Below are 17,702 nucleotides of genomic sequence, written 5' to 3'. Positions count from 1 at the left end.
GTCAGATCTCCCGATGTTCGGCTGCCAAACCGAGGCCGAGAATGGCCGCGCCAATCAGGCCGGGTTCGACCCGGCAGGTCGCCGGCACAACGATCGGGTGGGCGAACTTGCGCAAGATGCGTCGCCGCAGGGCCACATCAATCGCCGATATGAGGGTCGGCACGTTCGACAGCCCGCCACCGACGGGCAAGATGGTCGTGCCGGTGACATTGACGACCATGGAGAGGGCATCGGTCAGGATGTCGACATAAACGTCGATGGTGCGGGCGGCGGTCGCATCGCCCTTTTGCCAATCGATGAGAATGTCTTCGCTCGTGCGGGTCTCCTTATGCAGTTCACGATGCAGCTTCTCAAGACCGCGAGCGCTGCAGATGGCGTCGATACAGCCGATCTGGCCGCAGCCACACTGGAAACGGGGGATATGGACCGGAGGGGTGCCGGCTTCCGTGGCCTGTACGGGGCCATGGCCCCATTCGCCCGCAAAGCCGCCTGTGCTGTTGATCAGCTTGCCACCAATGACGAGGCCGCCGCCAACGCCGGTGCCCAGGATTACGCCAAAGACGACACGATGGCCACGCCCGGCGCCGATGCCGGCTTCTGCCAGAACAAAACAATCGGCATCATTTGCAATGACGACGGCAAGCCCGAGTTCTCGTTCGAGGTCTGCCTGCAGCGGCCGGCCGTGCACGCAGGGGATATTGGCAACCACGGCATGCAACGTGTCGGGATCGATCACGCCAGCGATCGACAACGCGATGCAATCGGGGCGTTTGCCGGCCTGTTCTTCCGCCGCGGCGATGAGGGCCGATAGCGTGGCGACGAAGGCGTCGAAGTCATGAAGTGGGGTCGGCTGGCGCGGGAAGGGACGGATATCTTCCGGTGAGTAGGCAACCGCGCCCTTGATCGCGGTGCCGCCGATATCAAAGCATACGATCATGCGGTGGCCCTGTCGGCGAAGGAACCCGACTTATGGACACAAGATCCGCCGATCCAGGTGGACAAGAGGTCGAGTTGTTCATCGAGCACGACGAAGTCAGCGCGCTTTCCGGCTTCCAGGATGCCGCGATCACCCGCGCCGATGGCTTCGGCCGGATACACCGTCGCCATGCGTAGGGCTTCCTCAAGCGGCAGGCCGAGTTTTTCATGGACGAAGCGGATGCAGGAGAGCATGTCGATATCCGCCCCGGCGAGGGTTCCGTCGGAAAGCATCAACCGGCCGTCGCGGCGGTAGACAGTTCGCCCGTTGAGGTCGAAACTCGTTTCCTCCGAGCCGATGGTCGACATGGCGTCCGTGACCAGGAAAATGTGCGCCGGTCCCTGTTTGGCGGCGAGCGCAATGCGCATCGAGACCGGATCGACGTGGAAGCCATCGGCGATCAGACCGCAATGAAGGGCGGGCGAGGCGAGGGCCGCGCCGACCAGGCCGGGTTCACGGTTGCCGAGCTGGCTCATGGCGTTGAACAGATGGGTCACCATCCCGGCGCCAGCATTAACATAGGGCGGGACGTCGGCACATGGCGTATCCGTATGCCCAAGGCTCACGCGGTAGCCGGCAGAAACGAGCCGTTCTACCTGCTCGGGCGACACGCTTTCCGGGGCGATCGTGATCATCGCCAGACCGAAGCGGCCGGCGACGCCTTCGAGATACGAGAGATCGGCTTCCGTCATGGGCCGGATGAGGGCGGGGTCATGGGTGCCCTTGCGGGCGACCGACAGATGCGGCCCTTCCAAATGCAGACCAAGAAAGCCGGGCAACGCCTGGGCGGCCGCCTGTTCACCTGCGGTGATCGCCTCTCGTTTCAGTTCCGGGCGGTCTGTAATGAAGGTGACCATCAGAGCCGTGGTACCGTAGCGGGCATGGGCCTCGCAGATCGTCCGGATGCCAGCTGTGCTCGGATGGTTGTTGAACAGCGCGCCACCGCCGCCATTCACCTGCAGGTCGATGAAGCCCGGGGCGATCAGAGCCACCGGCGGCCCGGATCGCGGCATGCCGGCCGGCAGGTCCGGCTGGGAGGTGATGGCGCGAATCTTGCCATCCTCTACCACGAGAGCTGAATCGGCATGCATGCGGCTGCCGTCAAAGATGCGGCGCGCGGTGACGGCAAAGGCGGCAGTCATTGGGTCTCTGTTACCTTTTTCAGCGCGACAGGCTTATCCGGGTTGAAACCCCGGGCGCGCGACAGGGATTCGATGAACCCATAATAGGGCACGATCAACGCCAGTGCATCCGTGATCGGGTGACCGGTCGCAACAAAGGGCAGGCGGTGGCCGCCTTCGCCCAGAGCCGATGTCATGAAGCAGGCCGCATTGCCCGCCGACAGTTTCGATATGGTCTGCACGATCGAGGTTTCCGCCTTGTCCCGCGCTGCGAAGCCGACGACCGGAAAGTCACGTCCCACAATCGAGACGGGGCCGTGTAGGACTTCGGCTGAGGAATAGGCCTCGGCATGCAGTTCGCAGGTTTCCTTGCATTTCAAGGCGGCTTCGGCGGCGATCGCGAGAGCGGGGCCACGTCCCAGCATGTAGAGCGAATCCGCGTGCAGAAGTGGGTCCAAGAGGGCGCTCCAGTCGAGCGCGAGGGCTTTGTTGAGGTGTTCCGGCAGCGCCGCAACCGCGCGCTCGAGTTCGCGGTCCTCACCCCAGGCCGCCAGAATGGCGAGACCCGCGACGATGGAATTAACGAAGGACTTGGTCGCGGCGACCGCAATTTCCGGCCCGGCCATGATGTCAACGGCGTGGTTTGCCGCCTCAGCGAGCGGCGAGGGCAGGGTGTTAACGAGACTTATGGTGGTCGCTCCGCCGTTCCGAGCGCCCTTTGCCATGGCGACGATGTCGGGACTTGCCCCCGATTGCGAGACCGCAAAGGCGGCGGCGTTGTGCAGCTTCATCGGTTGTTCGTAGATCGAGGCTAGCGAGGGGCCAAGGGAGGCCACGGGCAGGCCCAGCTGCAGTTCGATCGCGTATTTCAAGAAGAAGGCTGCATGGTCGGAGGAGCCACGCGCGACCGTGACGACCACGGAAGGGCTCTTGTCGCGCAGGGCTTGAGCGCAATGCGCTATTGTCGAGGCGGACCTGTCGAGGAGACGAGCGGCCGCTGCCGGAATCTCGTCGATCTCCTCTCGCATTTTCGTCGTCATATCTTTGCTTTCAATTTTGGGCTGTCAGTATTGCATTTCCGGGAGAGCGTCAGCTCTGCGGCTTCATTGGCGAGCCGATGCCGAGCTCGGCGACCAGATCGTAGGCGTCGCTGCGATAGAGGGCGGTGGACATTTCCATGACCCGCCCGGTTTCGAGATAGGCGATACGCTGCACGGAAAGGGCGGCGGATCCCGGCGGCACGCCGAGCAGCCGGGTCTCATCGTCCTTCAACAATACGGCGGAGATGCGCTGGTTGGCCCGAACAGGCCGGATGCCGGCGTCGAGCAGGCAGAGATAGAGCGAGTCCTCGATCCGGTCCGGATCGGGCAGTAGATCGTCCGGCAGGCTCGTGCGCTCCAGGGCGATCGGCATGTCGTTTGCCGTGCGCAAGCGGTCCAGGCGCGCGACGCGGGCGCCCCCGGCCAGACCCAGCATCATCGTTTCCTCGGCTGTTGGATAAAATAAGCCGCGGCCCAGCCAGCGGGAACCGGCCACCATCCCGCGTCGCCGCATATCTTCGGTAAAGGAGGTCAGCTGGCTCAACGGCTGCTGCATGCGCTGTACGGGTTTGACGACGAAAGTGCCGGAGCCTCGACGTCGTACGAGGAGGCCTTCGTCGACCAGTTCGTCAATCGCCTTGCGCACGGTGACCCGACTGATCTGCGCCGCCTCGGCAATGTCTCGCTCGGCCGGCAAGGCGTCTCCGTGCTTGAGCTGGCCGGACGCAACGGCATGTTCGATCATCATGCGCAGCTTCATATAAAGCGGCCCGCCGCGTATGGACTGAAGATCGGTCAAGGGAAGAGCTGGGGTCATGCGGCGCGTCCACCTGGGCTGTTGCCGGCAAGCAGGCGGCGTCTCAAGCCGTATGCGCAGATGTCGTCTGACATGGTGGTGTCCCGTGAACTTTGACGAAAACAATACCAACTCAAAACCTATTGCGCAAATGGTTTTGAATTATGGCTGTGCAAACATGTGCTCACCTCGAATTTCGGCTGAAATTCCAGATATTTGGCGAGATATCGTCTGATTTCTGCGAAATTGGCTTTACGATTGGACTTTGTTTGGTATTGTAAATTAACAAATGGTCCAAGGGTGTCATCCCGGCTCCCCTCGCTGCTCCAGCACTCGTGCAGGGCTCTCGCAGGAGGAAGGGTTTGGTTCGGTACCTTTGCCCGTTTCGCAGTGCCCTGAAAATGATTTTCATCATCGCGCCGAATTTTGCGGCATATGTTGACGATCTTCGTTTTTTGACGCAGTCTGCGAAAAAGAATTACGAAAGCAGGGGAATTATCATGAAGGTCGCCATAATCGGACTCGGATTCCGTCTCGGGTATCTGGGTCGGGTGTTTCGAGAGCTCGATCCGAGCTTCGAGATCGTTGGTTATGTCGATCCCGCGCCCGCCGGCATGGCCACGCTGACGGAAAACGGTGTCTCCGCCGGCGCGGCCTACGACACTCCCGAAGCTCTGATTGCTGCTGGTGGGTTCGATCTCCTGATGATCGGCTCGCCCAACCACATGCATCTCGATCACATCCGTCTGGGGCTGCAGGCCGGCCTGACGGTGTTCACCGAAAAGCCTATCGTGACCAGTGTTGAAGAGAGCTATGCGCTAGCGTCGCTGCTCAACACCTATGGTCACGACCGCCTGCTGGTCGGCCTCGTCCTGCGCTACTCGCCGCTTTACCGCGACCTCAGGAAGGCGCAGGCGGAAGGGCGCCTCGGCGATGTCGTGTCGATCGAGGCCTCCGAGCATATCCAGCCGTATCATGGAGCCTTCTTTATGCGCGACTGGCGCCGCTACGGGCGTTATGCCGGCGGCTTCATGCTGGAGAAGTGCTGCCACGACCTCGATCTTTACAATGGTCTGGTCGGTGCGCGGCCGCGTTTCGTGGCAAGCTTCGGCGGGCGCAAAAGCTTCGTTCCGGCGAATGCCCCGCAGAATTCCGGCATCAACGACATGGAGGTCTATCACCGCAAGCCGAGCGGTTGGGAAGGCTCCGACAAGGTGTTCGACAGCGATGGTGACATCGTCGACTACCAGACCGCGATCGTGGAATACGAGAATGGCGTGTCGATGACCTTCCACACCAATCTCAATGTGCCCGACGAGTTTCGCCGTTTCTGCGTGATCGGCTCCAAGGGCATGGCGGAAGGCGATTTCGTGCGCGGCTTCATGGATGTGCATGATGCCCGCACCAATGAAAAGGTCGTCGCCAACAAGTACCAAGCGCCGTCGGCGCAGTCCCATCACTACGGGGCCGACGAGCAGATGGCCGAAGATGTCATTGCCTTTGTGCAAACCGGTGCCAAGCAGCCGGTGTCGGCGATCGATGCGCTCGAAGCCGGGATCCTGGCGCTCGCCATGGACGAGGCGCGCTTCGGTCGCAAGGTCATCGATCTGCAGCCCGTCTGGCAAAAGTTCGACGCCTGCCTTCATGGTGAGACTGCCGCTGTGCGCGCGCGGTCGGCTTAAGGGGGCGGTCGGATGCAAGCTCGCCGAAGCGCCATCCTCTTTGCCTGGTTGCTGATTGCGCCGGCTCTTCTCTATATCACGGTTATCGTTGCATACCCGCTGGTCGAGACTTTCATCCTCTCCTTTACCGATGCGTCGCTGAAGAAGACGACCAACTGGGTCGGCTGGGTAAATTACGAGAAGATCTTCAACGATACCTTTGGCACGGTCATCGTGCGCACCTTCATCTGGACCTTCTTCTCCGTCTCCATCAAGATGATCATCGGTACATTCGGCGCGGCAATGCTGAACTCGGCGGTCCCCGGCCGTACGCTTTTCCGTGTGTTGACGATGCCGCCCTGGATTGTGCCCATGGCGATCGGCATCTTCATGTGGGGCTGGATGTATAACGGCCAGTTCGGCATGATTTCCGGCGTGTTGCAGCGCATGGGCCTGGTCGATGGTCCCGTTGCCTTCCTGGCCTATGGCTCGACGGCCTTCTGGGCGACGATTTTCACCGATGTCTGGATCGGTGTGCCGATGGTGACGCTCTACATGCTGGCGGCCATGCAGGCGATCCCGCAAGACCTCTATGAGGCTGCCTGGACCGATGGCGCCGGCCGCGGCTATCGCTTCCGCCGGATCACGCTACCTTTGATCCTGCCCGCCATGATCACCATGTCGATGCTGTCACTCATCGCGACCTTCAATTCCTTCGACATCATCTGGATTCTCACGCGCGGCGGCCCGAGCGGCGAGACCACCACCATGATCATCGATACCTATCACACGGCCATCGGCTCGAAGAAGTATGGCGAGGGTGCCGCACGCGCCGTGCTGATCTGCATCTTCCTGTCGATCTTCTGCTTTGCCTATTTCCGTGTGACGAGCCGGCTTTCCCAGGAGCACGCCCGATGAGCTACGACAAGACAGCCCTGATCAATCGCTACAAGTGGTATGAGCTGATCGGCATCTATGCGGGCATCGCCGTCTTCCTGACCTTCGTGCTCGCGCCTTTCGTCGAAGGTTTCCTGGTGTCGCTGAAGCCGCTCAGCCAGCTGTTTTCCTCGCCTTACCGTTTCTGGCCGGAAAACGGCTCGTTCGAAGCCTACCGGACGATGTGGGTCAGCGTGCCCGGTTTTGCCCGTTACATCTTCAACTCGTTCTTCATTTCGACCGTCGCAACTGTAGTGGTCTTGATCCTCGTCGTTCCGGCGTCCTATGCCTTTGCCCGTTTCGAATTCAGGGGAAGCGGTCAGCTCCTCGGTGCGTTTCTCGCCGTCAACATGTTCTCGGGCGCGGTTCTGCTGATCCCGCTCTTCCGGCTGATGCGGTCGCTTGGCGTGCTCAACACCTATTTCGCCATGATCGTGCCGGGTGTCGCTTTCCTCATTCCGTCCGCCATCTGGTTGCTGCGCACCTATATGATGCGCATTCCGCGCGAGCTGGAAGAGGCGGCCTATGTCGATGGCGCCGGCTATTTCTACACCTTCCGGCGCGTGGTCCTGCCGCTCGCCACGCCGGGCATCGCCGTGGTCGCCATCACGACCTTCATCGGCGCCTATGCCCAGCAGTTCATCTTCGCCCTCACCTTCAACTCCAAGACGGAATACATGCCGTTGCCGATCGGGCTGTTTGCCTATTTCGGCCGGCAGGAAGTCATCTGGAACGAGTTGATGGCCGCAAGCTTCGTCGGCATTGCGCCGGCGATGATCGTGATCTTCTTCCTGCAGCGCTATCTCGTCAGCGGCTTGACCGCCGGGGCGATCAAGTGAGCTGCCAATAAAATTCGGGTCAACCGGACGCCTTCAACCTGTCAACAAAGGGGAATTACCGATGACGAAAAAACTGACCATGCTCGCAGGCTCGTTTGTCCTGCTGGCCAGCTCGGCGCTGACGACGCTGGCTGCCGACCAGGAGATTTCCTGGATCTATTGCGGCGATAAGATCGACCCGATCCACGAGAAGTACATCAAGGAATGGGAAGGCAAGAACGAAGGCTGGAAGGTCAAGCCGGAAGTTGTCGGTTGGGAACAGTGCCAGGACAAGGCTACGACGCTCGCCGTTGCCGGCACCCCGGTTGCCATGGCCTATGTCGGCTCGCGCACGCTAAAGGAATTCGCCCAGAACGACCTGATCGTTCCGGTTCCGATGACGGATGAGGAAAAGGCTTCCTATTATCCGAACATCGTCGACACCGTGACTTTCGAAGACACCCAGTGGGGCGTTCCGGTCGCCTTCTCGACCAAGGCTCTCTACTGGAACAAGGACCTGTTCAAGGCTGCCGGCCTTGACCCGGAAACCCCGCCGAAGACCTGGGAAGAAGAAATTGCCTTCGCCAAGCAGATCAAGGAAAAGACCGGGACTGCCGGTTACGGTCTGCCGGCCAAGACCTTCGACAACACCATGCACCAGTTCATGCACTGGGTTTACACCAACAACGGCAAGGTCATCGACGGCGACAAGATCGTCATCGACAGCCCGGAAGTTCTGGCCGCTCTGCAGGCTTACAAGGACATTACGCCTTACTCCGTCGAAGGTGCGACCGCTTATGAACAGAACGAAATCCGCGCCATCTTCCTCGATGGCAAGGTCGGCATGATCCAGGCCGGTTCGGGCGCCGCCTATCGCCTGAAGGACACCAAGATCAACTGGGGCGTGGCTCCGCTGCCGAAGGGTCCGTCTGCGAAGGGTGAAGGCACGCTTCTCATCACCGACAGCCTCGCCATCTTCAAGGGTTCGGGCGTCGAGGAAAAGGCTACAGAATTCGCCAAATACATCACCTCGACCGATATCCAGCATGAATACGAGCTGCAGGGAGGCGCAGGCCTCACCCCGCTGCGCCCGGGTGCTGTCGTCGACCAGTTCGTCGCCAACGAGCCCTTCTGGAAGCCGTTCATCGACGGTATCGCCTATGGTGGTCCGGAGCCGCTCTTCACCGACTACAAGGGCTTCCAGAACGTCATGATCGAGATGGTCCAGTCGGTTGTCACCGGCAAGGCCGAGCCGGAGGCTGCCCTCAAGAAGGCTGCCGGCGAACTCGAACAGTACAAGTAATCTCGTCTGGACGAGGCTCCGCGGGCCGGCTTCGGCCCGCGGACTTTAATTGACAATGATCAGGCCGGTCGCTTTGACAGACCGGCACGCGGGGACAGAAGTCGTGGGACAGCTATTTCTCAACAAGGTGCGCAAGTCGTTCGGGCATTTCGAGGTGATCAAGGGTGTCGATCTCGAAGTGAAGGACGGTGAGTTCGTCGTCTTCGTCGGTCCCTCGGGATGTGGGAAGTCGACGCTGTTGCGGATGATCGCAGGCCTCGACGATACAACGGATGGCGACATTGTGATTGATGCCGAGCGGGTCAATGACAAGCCGCCGGTCGAGCGCGGCATTGCCATGGTCTTCCAGTCCTATGCTCTCTATCCGCATATGTCGGTCTTCGAGAACATCGCGTTTCCGCTTCGCGTCGAAAAACTCCCGGAAGAAACCATTCGGCAGAAGGTCGGGGCGGTCGCCAAGATCCTGCAGCTTGAGCATCGCCTGGAGCAACGTCCGGGCATGCTGTCCGGTGGACAGCGCCAGCGCGTTGCGATCGGCCGTGCGATCGTTCGCGAACCGAAAATCTTCCTCTTCGACGAGCCGCTGTCGAACTTGGACGCTGCGTTGCGCGCGGATATGCGCATCGAGTTGACCAAATTGCATCGCGATCTCGAAGCAACGATGATCTATGTCACCCACGACCAGATCGAAGCCATGACCATGGCCGACCGGATCGTGGTGCTAAATGCCGGCAACATCGCCCAGGTCGGTGCGCCGCTCGAACTCTATCACAAGCCGCAGAACATCTTTGTCGCGGGCTTCATCGGCAATCCGAAGATGAATTTCGTGCCGGTTACCTGTGTCGGCGTAGACGCAGCAGGCGTGACGATTTCCTACGATGGCCAGACTGTGCTGATCCCGGTCGATGGCCGTCCCGATCTCGTTGGCAAGAACCTCTCGCTCGGCATCCGGCCTGAGCATACGCGGCTGAGTGACGGTGACCTCAACATCACAGTCACGCCCGCCGTCATCGAGCGGCTGGGGATCAACACCATCGCCTATGCCTCTTTGTCCAGTGGCGAACCCTATTGCGCGCTGCTTCCGGGATCGGCCCCGGTTCGCGCCGAGCAGCCGATGACGACGGGTATCATGGCGGCCGACTGCCATCTCTTCGACGCCGACGGGCAGGCACTGGAGCGCCGCATCGACTGGCGCACGCTCGGACTTCCCGCATCGGTGACCGCCGCCGAATAATCTCCTCCCGGCCAAGGCCAAACCTGGTCCGCCCTCGGGCGGACCTTTTTTCCCTTTGACATTCGTAGCTTTAATCCGGGAAGCCATGGAATTGCGGGAGGTCGTCCAGGATCTCATACCAGGGCGCCTTCGAGCCTACGAAGATGTGCATGGAGGGCCTCATCGACGGTGTGTCGATCAAGGTACCCATTGGGACATGCACTTTCACCGTGCCGTTTTCTGCAATCCACGAATAGACCAGCGAACCGCAGGTCCGGCAGTGCATGTCGTGGATACCGTCAGGATCGCCGTGGCGAAAGAGACTGTCCCGTCCCTCTGTGACATTGAAATCCTCGACCGCCACGCCGGCAATCGGCTTGAAGGCGGAGCCCGTCGTGCGGCGGCATTTCGAGCAGTGGCAGTTGATTGCGTAGAGAAACTTCTCGGAGACCGTGTAGGCCACGGCACCGCACATGCAGCCACCCCTCAGACGCTTGGCCTTTCCGGACCTCATCTCGATTGCCATCATCGTTCTCCCGGCGTCAAACTATCGGGAAGAACGTCCGGTCTGCAAGCCGCTACCAGACCAAGCCGCGTGCGGCGACCTGCTCCACACGGGTGACGACGCCGTCACGGTGGAATGTCATGATGTCGAAGAGGTTGGACACGACGCAGGTGTGGTTTGGGATGATCCTCACCTTTTCCCCAATCTCGGGTCTGCTGCCAGCCACTTTCGAGAGGTCGACCGTGCCATGTTCTTCCGAAAGCCCTGTGATCAAGGCCTCAGGATACTCCACGATGACCCCGTAATCGGTGAAGCCGAGGAGGTCGGAGGTCAGGGCCTTGGAGCCAGCATCGAGGATGGCGCGATCTTCCGTCGGGCGAGAGACGACGGTGGCGAGGATGTGCATGGCGCAGTCGTCCAGCGTGCAGTGGCCGGAGCGGGCCATGGCGCGGTCGTTGTAGACATAGGTGCCGGCGCGATGCTCGGTGGCCGAGGTCACTTTGTGTGCGGAAAACAGGCTGGGAGTGCCGCCATTGGAGACGATGGGGCAGGCAATGCCGCGCGCGGACAGGCCGGCGATGACGGCGGCGAAGAAGGCTTCGACGGCTTCTTCGCTGTCCGCCTTGGGATAAGTGAGGATGCCGCCGAAGGTGAGCCCGGGGGCGGCGGCGATTATCTCGGCCAGCGCAATGGCGGCTTGCGGGCTCTGCACGCCGCAGCGACCGCCGCCGGTGTCGCATTCGACGAGAACAGTGAGCGGGCGCGTCTGGGAAAAGGCGCAGGAAAGGCCGCGCACGGTTACCTCGCTGTCTGCGACGACTTTCAGGCCGGAGATGCGGGCATTCAGTGCGATCAATCTCTGGTGTTTTTCGCTGCCGAGAATGTTGAAGGTGATCAGCAGATCCTCAAAACCGGCGTCAGCGAAGACCTCGGCTTCGGTAATCTTCTGGCAGTTGATGCCTTTGGCGCCGGCCTGCATCTGTGCTGCAGCGATGGAGGGGATCTTGTGGGTCTTGATGTGCGGGCGGAAGGCAATGCCGTGGCCGTCCATATAGGATTGCACCCGCGCAATGTTCGCGCCCAATCGATCTTCGTCAATCAAAGGAAGCGGTGTCGACAGACTTGAAATCGGCTGGCCAATTTTCGGGTATGGGCGTTCCATTATGCGGCCTCGCTGCCTTGGGGTGCATCATGCGGGTTTGCCATGATCGGCCAGATGTCCCGACGTACATGGCGATAGGCGGTCTTGGCCGGATTGTTGGGATAGGGCGTCCCCGCCGCACAGTAAATTATCTCGGATGCGATCTTGGAGAAAGCGGCGTAGAAATGATTGGTGGACTTGATCACCAGAAGGTGCTTTTGCGTCGGATCGATGCCGAGTGCGGTAAAGAGTGACGGGTCATAGCTCTGGACTCGCACGCTCGACAACACGATGTCGATACCGGCGAGACGAATGTGGGCGGCATCGCCAAACGGGGCGATGCTGTCGCCGAAGCGCATCTCGGCGTTGGGCACGACCTTCACCACCTTGACCAGTCCATCGACCGGATGCCCGGTGCCGGGGGCCGATTTCGCGCCAAAGCGCAGCGGGATCTCGGCGCCTTCGCCGGCTGCCATACAGATTTGCACAGCAATGGGGTCCCAGATCATACCAACGGCGGCATTGGTCACACCGCGCGCCAGCATTTCCTCTAGGATCACAGTCGCGTCTCCGGCCGTGCCGCCGCCGGGATTATCCCACATATCGGCGATGACCACCGGACCTTTGGTGATGGCGAGCGCTTGGTCGAGTGCAGCCTTTTCGTCGATCTGCGGCATCATGAAGGTGCCGCGCTTGGCGAAGAGGTCCAATCCCAGTTCGCGGGCGAGCGCCTCTCCCTTTGCGCTGTTGCCATCGGTCACGGCGATGGTCTTTGTGCCCATTTCCGGCACGTCGCCCGCCATAAAGCCATGGATGACCGAGAGCGAAAGGATCTCGGGATCATCGGCTTCCATGGCCATAAGCCTGTCAACAAAGCTGCGCATCGGTTCGCGCGATGTCGGGAAAACATCGATCATTCGGCAGTCGAAGACCGACATGACCGGCGTCACGCGGCCTTCTAGGGTGTCGACCGCGATGCGCCACAGATCTTCGGCACGATCGACGAAATCCGTGTGGGGGAATTCCTTGAAGACGACGAAGAAATCGGCCGCTGCCACGCGCTTGGCCGTGAGATGGCTGTGCGGATCGAGTTCGGCGCAAAGCAGGATATCCGGGCCGATGATCTCGCGGATGCGTGTCAGCAGGTCGCCTTCCGGGTCCATATATCCGTCTGCGACCATGGCGCCATGCAGGCCGAGAACCACTGCGTCGACCGGCATGGCCGCTTTTAACTGGCCGAGAATTTCGTCGCGCAGGCTCTCAAAGGTCTGCCGATTGACCAATCCCGCCGGGTCAGCCCAGGTCGCCGTACCCTCGATTAGCGTCCAGCCCTTTGCGGCGCAGACCTTTCGCCCAACGGTGATCGGCGCCGTGCAGAGCGTCGGGGTTGCGGGATGCTGTCCAGGCGGGGCGTAGAGCGATTCCTCAAAGGCGCGCCGGTCGATGCAGATCGGGGAGAATGTGTTCGTTTCCGTTGCAAGCGCGGCTGTGAAGATGCGCAAGGGTCGACCTCCTGAAGTGATGAACGGGAAGGGCGCCGTTATGGCCTGCCCATCGGGTTGGGCAGATAGCCGGTGAAGCCGGATATCTTCCAGCGGCCGTCGTGCAGGCGGCAGTAATAAAGTGTCTGCCAGCGCATGACATCCAGACTGCCGTCGGCCTTCCTGATGCCGCCGTCGAATTTCTTGCGCACCAGCGCGGTTTCACCCGATAGTTCGATCTCTTCCAGGGTCGTGGTGGAGAAGATCGCCCTGCGCGGGTCTTCTCCGTAACTTTGTGCGGCAAAATCCTTTGCCTGCTTCAGCCATTCGTCGCGGTAGGCGGCGAGATTGGGAAAGGCAAGGCGCCAGTTGTCTGGGTTCGGATCGCGATTGCCGCTGATGCCGATGAAGCCCTCTTCAACGAAATCGCCGGCAACCATGCTCCAGTCGGCAGCCAGGAAAGCGTCGATGTCGCGGGGCACCAGCATTTCCCAGATGGCGTGACGTGCGGTGTCGGATGCCGGAAATGGATTGAGGAAAGGATCGCGCATTTCATCCCCGTGTTGAAATTCTTTTCATGATCACCGTTTTTGTCTGGTCAAAATCCGTTTTCTATGGTGGTTTGTCAACGATCGAAGAAAATAATTTGCATGAGAGGGGCGAATGACGATCAAGCGTTACGGAGCGGAGAAGGCAGGAGCAGGCGGGCAGCGGCTTCCGTTTGCACGCGCGGTCGAGGCTGACGGCTGGCTCTATGTCTCTGGTCAAGTCGCCATGGAAGACGGGGAGATCATTCCCGGCGGTATTATTGAACAGACCCACAAGACGATCGCCAACGTGCTGGCGATCCTCGAAGAGGCCGGCTACGGCGTCGAACACGTCGTGCGCTGTGGCGTCTGGCTTGACGATCCCCGGGACTTCTGGACCTTCAACAAGATTTACCAGCAGTATTTCGGTGAGCATCCCCCGGCGCGCGCCTGTGTACAGGCGTCCATGATGGTCGATTGCAAGGTCGAAATCGACTGCGTAGCTTACAAACCCTCGAAATAGCTGAGGGGTTGGGGCATTGGATATCTTCGCGCGCATACAGGAAGAAGTGGGGCAGTTTTCTGCCTCCGAGCAACGCATTGCGGATATCCTGCTCAACTCCTTCGACTTCGCCGTGAATGCCTCGATCATCGAACTTGCGGAGCGGGCGGAAGTGTCGCCGCCAACGGTGACGCGCTTTTGCCGGCGGCTGGGTTGCCAGAGCTTTGCGGATTTCAAGGTCAACCTGGCGCGCACGGCCTATGTCGGGGTGCGCTATCTCAATCCGGAAACGAAGAGCACCGATCCCGCCGATGTGGCGACCGACGTGATCACCAAGGCCCAGAATGCCATGTTCATGGTGCATCGGGCACTCGATCCCATTGTTCTGGACAAGGTTGCGGACCGGCTCGCCCGGGCCGAAATGGTCTATGCCTTCGGCTCCGGGGGCAATTCCTCGATGATAGCAAGCGAGATCCAGAATCGCCTCTTCCGTCTCGGGTCTCGCGTCACGGCCTCTGCCGACCACAATATGCAATTGATGCTGACGGCCGCCGCGCGGTCTAACGACGTTCTGATCGGCTCGTCGTTCTCTGGGCGTAATAGCGAGCTGGTCAAGTGCTTCAGGCTCGCACGCGAGAACGGGATCACCACCATTGCGCTCACCCAGAGCCAGAGTCTGGTGGCGGAGGCCTCCGAACTTGTGATCGGCATCGACCTGCCGGAGGGCGACAACATTTTCCGGCCGACCTCCACCCGCTTTGCCTATCTCGCCGTCGTCGATGTGATCGCCAGCCTCGTCGCCTATCGCAATCGCAAGCAGTCGCAGGTGACGCTGCGCCATATCAAACAACAGCTGATCGAACACCGCGATGGCGGGGACGACCGGCAACTTCTCGGAGACTAATCCCATGCTCGCATCCTTGTCGGAGATCCGCCGTGACGCATAAGGTTGCCGTGGTAACCGGTGCTGCCGGCGATATAGGACGGGCGATCGCCAAGCGTCTGGCCGACAGCCATGACGTCGTTGTGTTGCTCGACCTCGATGGTCCGGCATTGGACAAGGCAATCACTGAGCTCGGTGGCGATCCGCGCTTCGTGCCGCTCACCTGCGACGTGACGGACGAGAAGTATCTGGCCGAGACCGCTGCTCGCGTGGCCGGCCAGGGGCTGGTTCATACGCTGGTCAATAATGCGGGTGCTGCGCGCGCCGTCAGCCTTGGCGACACCGACGGCGAGATCTGGCGCAAGGATAATGCGCTCAATCTCGAGGCTCCTTTTCTCTGCTTCCGCGCGTTTGAGGAGGCGCTCAAGGCGTCGAAGGGCGCGCTCGTCAACATTTCCTCGGTCAATGGCATGGCCATCTTCGGTCACCCGGCCTATAGCGCCGCCAAGGCTGGGCTCATTCACCTCACCAAGCTGATTGCCGTCGAATACGGTAAATACGGCATCCGCTCCAATGCGGTCGCCCCTGGCACGGTTCGCACCCAGGCCTGGGAGGCGCGCGCTGCCGCCAATCCGCAAGTCTTCGAGGAAGCCAAGCGCTGGTATGCGCTGCGCCGGATCGCGACGGCTGAGGACATCGCCAATGCCGTGTTCTTCTTGTCCAGCGATCAGGCGGCGGCCATCACCGGCGTTTGCCTGCCCGTCGATTGCGGTCTGACGGCCGGTCAGGCCGAGCTCGCCCGAACCTTCTCGCAATCCGACAATTATTGATACCGAAAAGCCAGGAGCATTCCCCATGGCAACAGCCGTTCAGTTCCGTCTCGAAAACGCGTGGCATCCGGTGGAGGGCGACGACTGCGGCGCCTTCGTCTTCACGCTGGTCAATCTCTCCGATGTGGCGCTTACCGATTTCAAGCTCGCCTACACGTCGCTGACCCGCGTCAAGGATACGCAGGAGCCGATCCTCGAGAATGCCGTCTTCCTGAAGCGCAATGCAAACTTCCATCAATTTGCGCCGCCAGCGGGCTTTGTCCTCGAACCCGGCGCCTCCTGGACCTTCCGCGTCGGCGGTCTCTGGCGCGCAGCCAAGCACCGGACGGATGGTGCGAAGTCCGCCTATATCACGCTGTCGACTGGTCAACATGCGGCTGTGGCGGTTGCTGACCTGATGCTCGGGGGTGGTGACAGCGCGCCGCCGCCGCCGCTTCTGCCGGAGGGGCAGGTCACGCAGCCTTTCGCGATGCTGCCCTGGCCGGTCTCCTCCGAGCTTGTGGCGGGCGACGGCTTGCCCGTCGCGCTCTATCCCGCCAGCGGTTCTTCTCTCGTCGAGTTGCGGGAAGTCGAAAATGTCTTGCGGCTCTTCTGCCGCCTGTTTGCCGCCGGTCATGCGCCTCTGTCTCTTGCCCCGGTGCATCAGGGGCGGGCGATCACGTTCCGTGCCGACGAGGCGCTGGGCGCCTCCGCCTACACGCTCACTTTTGCCGCTGACGGCATCACGCTGACCTATGGCGATGTCGCCGGGCTGCAATACGCGCTCACCCTGCTTGCCCAGATGCTGCATGGCGCCCGCACGCAGCCGGGTACCTTCCGCTTTCCGGTCTCGGGCACGATCACCGACAAGCCCCGTTACGGCTGGCGCGGTTGCCATCTGGATGTCTCCCGCCAATTCTACCCGGTCGCTGACGTCAAGCGGCTGATCGACATCATGGCCTGGTTCCGGATGAACACCTTCCACTGGCATCTGTCCGACGATGAAGCCTGGCGTTTGGAAATCAAGGCTTTCCCGCAGCTCACAACCATTGGCGTGCTGCGCGGACCGGACGAACCGCTCCTGCCGCAGCTCGGCAATGGCGCCGAGCCGGTCGGTGGTTTCTATGCCCAGGACGAGGTGCGCGACATCGTTGCCCATGCGGCAGCTCTTCAGGTCGAGGTGGTTCCGGAGATCGACATACCAGGCCACAGTACAGCGATGCTTGTGGCACTGCCGGAATTGGTCGATGGACAGGAAGCACCGGACAGCTATCGCTCGGTGCAGGGCTATCCGAACAATGCGCTGAACCCGGCGATCGAATATACCTATGAAGTGCTGGGCAAGGTCTTCGACGAGATGGTTGCGCTCTTCCCATCCGAGCTCATCCATATCGGCGGCGACGAGGTTGCAGCCAATACCTGGATGGCTTCACCGCTTGCGCGCAAGCTGATGGAGCAGGAAGGGATCGAAGGGACCTTCGGGCTGCAGAGCTATTTCATGAAGCGGATCCAGAAGATGCTCGCCGAGCGCGGCCGCAAGCTCGCTGGCTGGGATGAAGTCAGCCATGGCGGCGGTGTCGATCCCGATGGCACACTGCTGATGGCCTGGCAGAAGCCGGAGGTCGGGCTGGAACTGGCGCGTCAGGGCTATGACGTCGTGATGACACCGGGACAGGCCTATTATCTCGACATGGTGCAGGACGAGTCCTTCCAGGAGCCGGGTGGCAGCTGGGCCGGGACCGTGCCACCCAAGCATACCTATACCTATGAAGCGGTCGCAGAGTTCCCGTCGGAGCTTGCGCCGCGCATGCGGGGTGTCCAGGCCTGCATCTGGTCTGAGCACTTCCTGACACGCGACTATTTCAACCATCTCGTCTTCCCGCGTCTTCCGGCCATTGCCGAGGCCGCGTGGACGCCGAAAGAGAACAAGGACTGGCTGCGCTTTGCGGCCATCGTCCGCCTGAGCCCCCGCTACTGAGGATCTGAATCT

At 61.0% G+C, this 17,702-nt stretch carries 17 protein-coding genes; 9 read left to right on the top strand and 8 right to left on the bottom strand.

Features of this window, described 5'->3' with window-relative positions:
- Nucleotide 1: 1 nt before the first annotated feature.
- Genes ACT53S_RS13265 through ACT53S_RS13250 form a run of 4 tightly spaced genes read right to left on the bottom strand, consistent with a single transcriptional unit; the run spans nt 2 to nt 3,954 of the window.
- Nucleotides 2–937, bottom strand: coding sequence for an ROK family protein (locus ACT53S_RS13265; protein ID WP_476067330.1), 936 nt, complete (start codon nt 935–937; stop codon nt 2–4).
- Nucleotides 934–2,118 carry an N-acetylglucosamine-6-phosphate deacetylase gene (nagA, locus tag ACT53S_RS13260; protein WP_476067329.1) on the bottom strand — a complete coding sequence of 395 codons (1,185 nt, stop codon included), beginning with the start codon at nt 2,116–2,118 and terminating at the stop codon, nt 934–936. Before nagA ends, ACT53S_RS13265 begins: the two co-directional genes overlap by 4 nt.
- A complete protein-coding gene (locus tag ACT53S_RS13255; RefSeq protein ID WP_476067328.1) occupies nt 2,115–3,137 on the bottom strand; it encodes an SIS domain-containing protein in 1,023 nt (340 codons plus the stop codon). The genes nagA and ACT53S_RS13255 overlap by 4 nt, the downstream gene beginning before the upstream one ends.
- Nucleotides 3,138–3,186: 49 nt before the next feature.
- Entirely contained in the window at nt 3,187–3,954 is a 768-nt protein-coding gene (locus ACT53S_RS13250; protein ID WP_113375811.1) for a GntR family transcriptional regulator, read from the bottom strand.
- 479 nt (nt 3,955–4,433) lie between these two features.
- Between ACT53S_RS13250 and ACT53S_RS13245 the strand changes: the two genes are divergently transcribed.
- The 5 genes from ACT53S_RS13245 to ACT53S_RS13225 all read left to right on the top strand — a co-directional run bounded on the left by ACT53S_RS13245 (nt 4,434) and on the right by ACT53S_RS13225 (nt 9,885).
- Nucleotides 4,434–5,615, top strand: coding sequence for a Gfo/Idh/MocA family protein (locus ACT53S_RS13245; protein ID WP_476067327.1), 1,182 nt, complete (start codon nt 4,434–4,436; stop codon nt 5,613–5,615).
- Nucleotides 5,616–5,627: 12 nt separating this feature from the next.
- Nucleotides 5,628–6,512, top strand: a complete 885-nt coding sequence (locus tag ACT53S_RS13240; RefSeq protein WP_113375812.1) for a carbohydrate ABC transporter permease — start codon at nt 5,628–5,630, stop codon at nt 6,510–6,512.
- A complete protein-coding gene (locus tag ACT53S_RS13235; RefSeq protein WP_113375813.1) occupies nt 6,509–7,369 on the top strand; it encodes a carbohydrate ABC transporter permease in 861 nt (286 codons plus the stop codon). Before ACT53S_RS13240 ends, ACT53S_RS13235 begins: the two co-directional genes overlap by 4 nt.
- A 79-nt stretch (nt 7,370–7,448) precedes the next feature.
- Nucleotides 7,449–8,651 carry an ABC transporter substrate-binding protein gene (locus tag ACT53S_RS13230; protein WP_476067484.1) on the top strand — a complete coding sequence of 401 codons (1,203 nt, stop codon included), beginning with the start codon at nt 7,449–7,451 and terminating at the stop codon, nt 8,649–8,651.
- Between the two features lie 103 nt (nt 8,652–8,754).
- Nucleotides 8,755–9,885 carry an ABC transporter ATP-binding protein gene (locus ACT53S_RS13225; RefSeq protein WP_476067326.1) on the top strand — a complete coding sequence of 377 codons (1,131 nt, stop codon included), beginning with the start codon at nt 8,755–8,757 and terminating at the stop codon, nt 9,883–9,885.
- A 70-nt stretch (nt 9,886–9,955) separates the two neighbouring features.
- Here the strand turns inward: ACT53S_RS13225 and ACT53S_RS13220 are convergent, their stop codons facing one another.
- Genes ACT53S_RS13220 through ACT53S_RS13205 form a run of 4 tightly spaced genes read right to left on the bottom strand, consistent with a single transcriptional unit; the run spans nt 9,956 to nt 13,542 of the window.
- Entirely contained in the window at nt 9,956–10,390 is a 435-nt protein-coding gene (locus ACT53S_RS13220; RefSeq protein WP_476067325.1) for a GFA family protein, read from the bottom strand.
- A 52-nt stretch (nt 10,391–10,442) separates the two neighbouring features.
- Nucleotides 10,443–11,531 carry a D-TA family PLP-dependent enzyme gene (locus ACT53S_RS13215; RefSeq protein ID WP_476067324.1) on the bottom strand — a complete coding sequence of 363 codons (1,089 nt, stop codon included), beginning with the start codon at nt 11,529–11,531 and terminating at the stop codon, nt 10,443–10,445.
- Complete coding sequence (locus tag ACT53S_RS13210; protein ID WP_476067323.1) at nt 11,531–13,012, bottom strand: M81 family metallopeptidase; 1,482 nt, start codon at nt 13,010–13,012, stop codon at nt 11,531–11,533. The genes ACT53S_RS13215 and ACT53S_RS13210 overlap by 1 nt, the downstream gene beginning before the upstream one ends.
- Before the next feature lie 38 nt (nt 13,013–13,050).
- Entirely contained in the window at nt 13,051–13,542 is a 492-nt protein-coding gene (locus tag ACT53S_RS13205; protein WP_476067322.1) for a hypothetical protein, read from the bottom strand.
- 112 nt (nt 13,543–13,654) lie between these two features.
- Between ACT53S_RS13205 and ACT53S_RS13200 the strand changes: the two genes are divergently transcribed.
- From ACT53S_RS13200 to ACT53S_RS13185, 4 genes are read left to right on the top strand one after another with little or no spacing between them, the layout of a single operon-like run.
- Nucleotides 13,655–14,041, top strand: a complete 387-nt coding sequence (locus ACT53S_RS13200) for a RidA family protein (RefSeq protein ID WP_113375820.1) — start codon at nt 13,655–13,657, stop codon at nt 14,039–14,041.
- A gap of 16 nt (nt 14,042–14,057) precedes the next feature.
- Nucleotides 14,058–14,924, top strand: coding sequence for a MurR/RpiR family transcriptional regulator (locus ACT53S_RS13195; protein WP_476067321.1), 867 nt, complete (start codon nt 14,058–14,060; stop codon nt 14,922–14,924).
- A 32-nt stretch (nt 14,925–14,956) separates the two neighbouring features.
- A complete protein-coding gene (locus tag ACT53S_RS13190) occupies nt 14,957–15,733 on the top strand; it encodes an SDR family oxidoreductase (RefSeq protein ID WP_476067320.1) in 777 nt (258 codons plus the stop codon).
- A 25-nt stretch (nt 15,734–15,758) separates the two neighbouring features.
- Entirely contained in the window at nt 15,759–17,690 is a 1,932-nt protein-coding gene (locus ACT53S_RS13185; protein ID WP_476067319.1) for a beta-N-acetylhexosaminidase, read from the top strand.
- Nucleotides 17,691–17,702: the final 12 nt, after the last annotated feature.

Source organism: Allorhizobium sp. DMC15 (assembly GCF_056314065.1).
This window is presented reverse-complemented; position numbering and strand designations above follow the sequence as displayed.